Annotated in this window: 3 protein-coding genes; all 3 read right to left on the bottom strand. The window is 42.8% G+C overall.

From position 1 onward, the window contains the following. Positions 1-204 precede the first annotated feature (204 nt). The gene (locus OGH69_RS18180; RefSeq protein ID WP_265175921.1) at positions 205-2,025 is read right to left on the bottom strand and encodes a chloride channel protein; all 1,821 of its coding nucleotides are present in this window, start codon (positions 2,023-2,025) and stop codon (positions 205-207) included. A 65-nt stretch (positions 2,026-2,090) separates the two neighbouring features. Next, the gene (locus OGH69_RS18175; protein WP_265175920.1) at positions 2,091-2,756 is read right to left on the bottom strand and encodes a DNA alkylation repair protein; all 666 of its coding nucleotides are present in this window, start codon (positions 2,754-2,756) and stop codon (positions 2,091-2,093) included. Positions 2,757-2,856: 100 nt separating this feature from the next. After that, a complete protein-coding gene (locus OGH69_RS18170; protein ID WP_265175919.1) occupies positions 2,857-3,438 on the bottom strand; it encodes an acyl carrier protein phosphodiesterase in 582 nt (193 codons plus the stop codon). Positions 3,439-3,706: the final 268 nt, after the last annotated feature.

The raw sequence follows: 3,706 nt of genomic DNA, 5'->3' as shown, positions 1-3,706 counted from the left end.
ACAACAGCTCGTTTAAAGGCTTCACTGTACCTAATACTCGGGGATAAACCTGTCCCCTTAGAATCCTGCTTTTTCATAATATTGACATTTATTAGTCAACTTTTTTCAGGACGAGACATAATATAAAACAGCCCCGCGATTGCGGGGCTGTTTGCATTTATAGGAAACCATTAGGATATAGTAACTGTCTAATTTTTTTGAGGATTACTCTATAATCATTTCCTTCAGCTTGTCACGATACGCCTCCAGTACCTTGGCTTTCGAAATGAAGCCGTAATACTTGTTGTCTTTAAGCACAGGCAGGTAGTCGGAATGTGTCGCTTCAAACTTATCCATGATCATTTCCATAGAATCTTCAAGCGATACGATTTCTTTTGGCAATACCATCATATCCGTAAGGGTGGTGTATTTAATCTGGAAGTTATTGAAAACAATATGCCGGTTCTTATTGAAGTCAACCACCCCTTGCAACCTGTTTTTTTCATCGGTTACTGCAAAAACCGACTGATGTGTCGTAGACAGCAGCCCTATAAGGTCTTCTGTCCTTTGGGTCGGTTTCAGGATTTGAAGTTCGGTATCAATCACAGCAAGTATGTCGATGCCCGAAAGGATATTTTTATCCTTGTCGGTAGTAAAAACCTGCCCTTTAGCCGCCAGGTGTTTCACATCCATCGAATGCTTTTCAAATTGTTTGGAGACGGCAAAGCTGATGGACGATACGATCATCAATGGTACCATAAGGTTGTAGCCGCCTGTAATCTCCCCGATAAGGAATATGGCTGTCAATGGAGCGTGGAATAACCCGCTCAGTATGCCTGCCATGCCCACAATGGTAAAGTTGCCCACAGGCAAATCCTTATCAAGGCCTGTGAGTGTTACAAATTTCGCCACAAAAAAACCCAGGTAGGAGCCTACAAAAAGCGAGGGTGCAAAGTTTCCACCATTTCCCCCGCTGGATAAGGTTAATCCGGTAGCGTAGGCTTTCAGAAGCATGGTGATTCCTACGAAAAGCAGTACCACCCACCCATTATCCTTAAACTTTTCAAGAAGTGTGTTATCCAGCAGTACTGATGTATTGGAATTAGACAAGGCCTTTATGCTTTCATATCCTTCGCCGAAAAGGGTAGGAAAGAGGAAAATGAGCAAAGCCAATGGTATTGCACCATACAGCGCCTTTCTATAGCCTGAGATTTTCAGCCGTGCAAAGTGGCCCTCGATCTTTTGGAATGTACGGGCATGGTACAACGACACGAAGCCTGCCAATATCCCCAAAAGAATATAATACGGAATGTTATGATAATCAAAAAATTGTTGCTGCTTAAAGGAAAGCAATACCTCTTCATTCAATACGATGGTCGAGATAAGCGCACCTGTAGCTGCAGAGATGATTATAGGGATAAATGCGGTAATGGTAACATCTGTCAATACCACCTCGATAGCAAAAAGCACTCCTGCAATGGGCGCGTTGAAAGCAGCACCGATACCGGCGGCCACACCGCACGCCAGCAGCAATATCCGGTCCTTTTGGGAGAGTTTGTACTTTTGGGCAAAATTCGATCCGAAAGCCGCACCGGTAATGGTAATCGGTGATTCAAGACCTGCCGAACCTCCAAGACCAACTGTTAATGAACTTGTGATGATCTGCGCGTACATTTGCGCCCGCGGCATGATACCGCCTTTTTTGGCAACGGCATAAAGTATTCGCGAACTGCCTTTTTCAATCTTATTATCCAGTACTTTTTTTATGACAAGCACAGTAAGCACTATCCCCACAATGGGCAGGATACTGTTGATGTAGGGTAATTTGAGGTAGCCGTTGACATAGTTTGCCAAAAGGAATACATTGTGGGCAAAAGCTTTGAGCACGATAACGGCAAACGAAGTAGAAATCGCTACTAATATACAGGAAAGGTAAATGAAGTGCCGCTCGGAAAGAAGGCCTTTCAGTAAAAAAAGCAATGATTCAAGGCGGCGCAGCTGGTGCCGTACAAATAACCGTATCTTTGAAAAGACGCGTTTGGGCATGTAGTAAAATTAGGATTTTGATTAAAAATGCTAAGTTACTTCATTTATAAAAAAATTCAGCCCCTTTATAGATTTTTTAAAGCTTCGCGGCTGCTCAAAGGCTTCAGGCTTGCCGATGCGACGAAGTTTTTCACAGCTTCCGGATTAGTTTTCGCATATTCGCGCAATGCCCAGCCAATAGCTTTTTGGATGAAAAATTCCTTTGACTGGCAGTGCTTTTCGCATTCGCTGAAGAGCAGAGATTCATTCGTTGCTTTTTTATAACCCAGTTGGAAAATGATCGCTGCCCGGTTCAGCCACATATTCTCCGATGCCGAAAAGCGTTCAATGACTTCATACTTTTCTTCGGGGAATTGCTCAAGGTAGCCGCCAAGCAGGTATTTTGAGATCGTATCCACGCTATCCCACCACGGATGCGTTACCAATATCTTTTCGATCAAATCGATATCTTGCTTCACGAATTTCTTTTTCAGCTCAATCATCAATATCTCGATGGCGCTGTAGTGGAATTCGCGCTCTTTTTTGCCGTAAAGCGCTAAAGCGATTTCCCTGGCGTTGTTCTTTACCTCATCTTTATGCTTTTCCAAAGCTGCCTTTTGGAGTGATCTTCGCAGCTCAGTTTTAAGCCCATGATACACAAAATTGTTTTTCATGTATTTTTCCATCGGCCCGGCTTTTTCGGGTGATGCGTTTTGGGAATATGATGCGGTAAGTTCTGTAATGAAATTCAAAACTATATATTTTTTGATTGTAGTGCGGGCTCATGGATACGCTGCATTTGCGGAAGGATTAGAGGATATTTATCATAGTTTCTAATTTCCGGTACACCTCTTACATAACTGCCATTTTCTCTTTTACAGATTTGATAATATCAGTAAAAAACTCATTGAATTCCAGTTCATAATGATTGTAAAACTCAAGTAATTCTTTATGTGAATTTCCCATGCCTGAACGGTATTTTGTACGGTGGTCCATTTGCTTTAGTATGTTGCTTATTCCCTCTACAGTCGCATAACTGCCCAGCCAGTCGTGCTTAATCATATGAGGCATCATTCCCTTGGCACGATCGGTCAGTAACTCATAGTTATCCTGCAGCGATTGGTAAAATGCATTTACAAAATCGCCCAAAGGTATATTGCTGTATTCCTTCCAGTTTTTCGCCAGGAAATGGTCATAATATATGTCCATGATCACCCCTGCATAATGATGGTAGGCAGCATGCAGCCGTTTGGTCCCCTGCCTGAATATCGGGTGTGCATCGGTATACGTATCGATGTGTCGGTGCAGGATGATGCCTTTTTGCACGTCGGGCGGGAAATTATCCGGTTTGCCGTGGATGCCGTCGGCAATGAAGTTGCCAATCTTTAAAAGTTCGTTATCGCCGGATAGGTATATGTGTGCGAGGAAATTCATACTCCTAAAGTAGGCATTTGTTTTGTGGCGGCAAAATTTGGGTTTATAAATTAACCTCACCCCCGGCCCCTCTCCAAAGGAAAGGGGAGAAGCTTCACTCATTCCTGCAAAGCATAATTGTTTAGGGTAAGTATCCCACCTCCGAGTACTGGGGCTGTCTCAAAAGGATAGCCCCTTTTTCATTTTAATTAAGTTTACTTTTCTTTGCATGCTGATTTTGACATTTTAAAGTCTCCTTTTTAGCCCATAAAAGGTTATACGTTTTAAA

Origin of the sequence: Flavobacterium sp. MFBS3-15 (assembly GCF_026107645.2) — a bacterium.
GTDB lineage: Bacteria > Bacteroidota > Bacteroidia > Flavobacteriales > Flavobacteriaceae > Flavobacterium.
The sequence above is the reverse complement of the archived record's forward strand: the minus strand, read 5'-3'. Positions and strand labels throughout refer to the sequence as shown.

Excerpts from the sequence above, each read along its gene's own strand:
- OGH69_RS18180 (WP_265175921.1), bottom strand. The coding sequence starts at position 2,025 with ATGCCCAAACGCGTCTTTTCAAAGATACGGTTATTTGTACGGCACCAG.
- OGH69_RS18170 (WP_265175919.1), bottom strand. The coding sequence starts at position 3,438 with ATGAATTTCCTCGCACACATATACCTATCCGGCGATAACGAACTTTTA.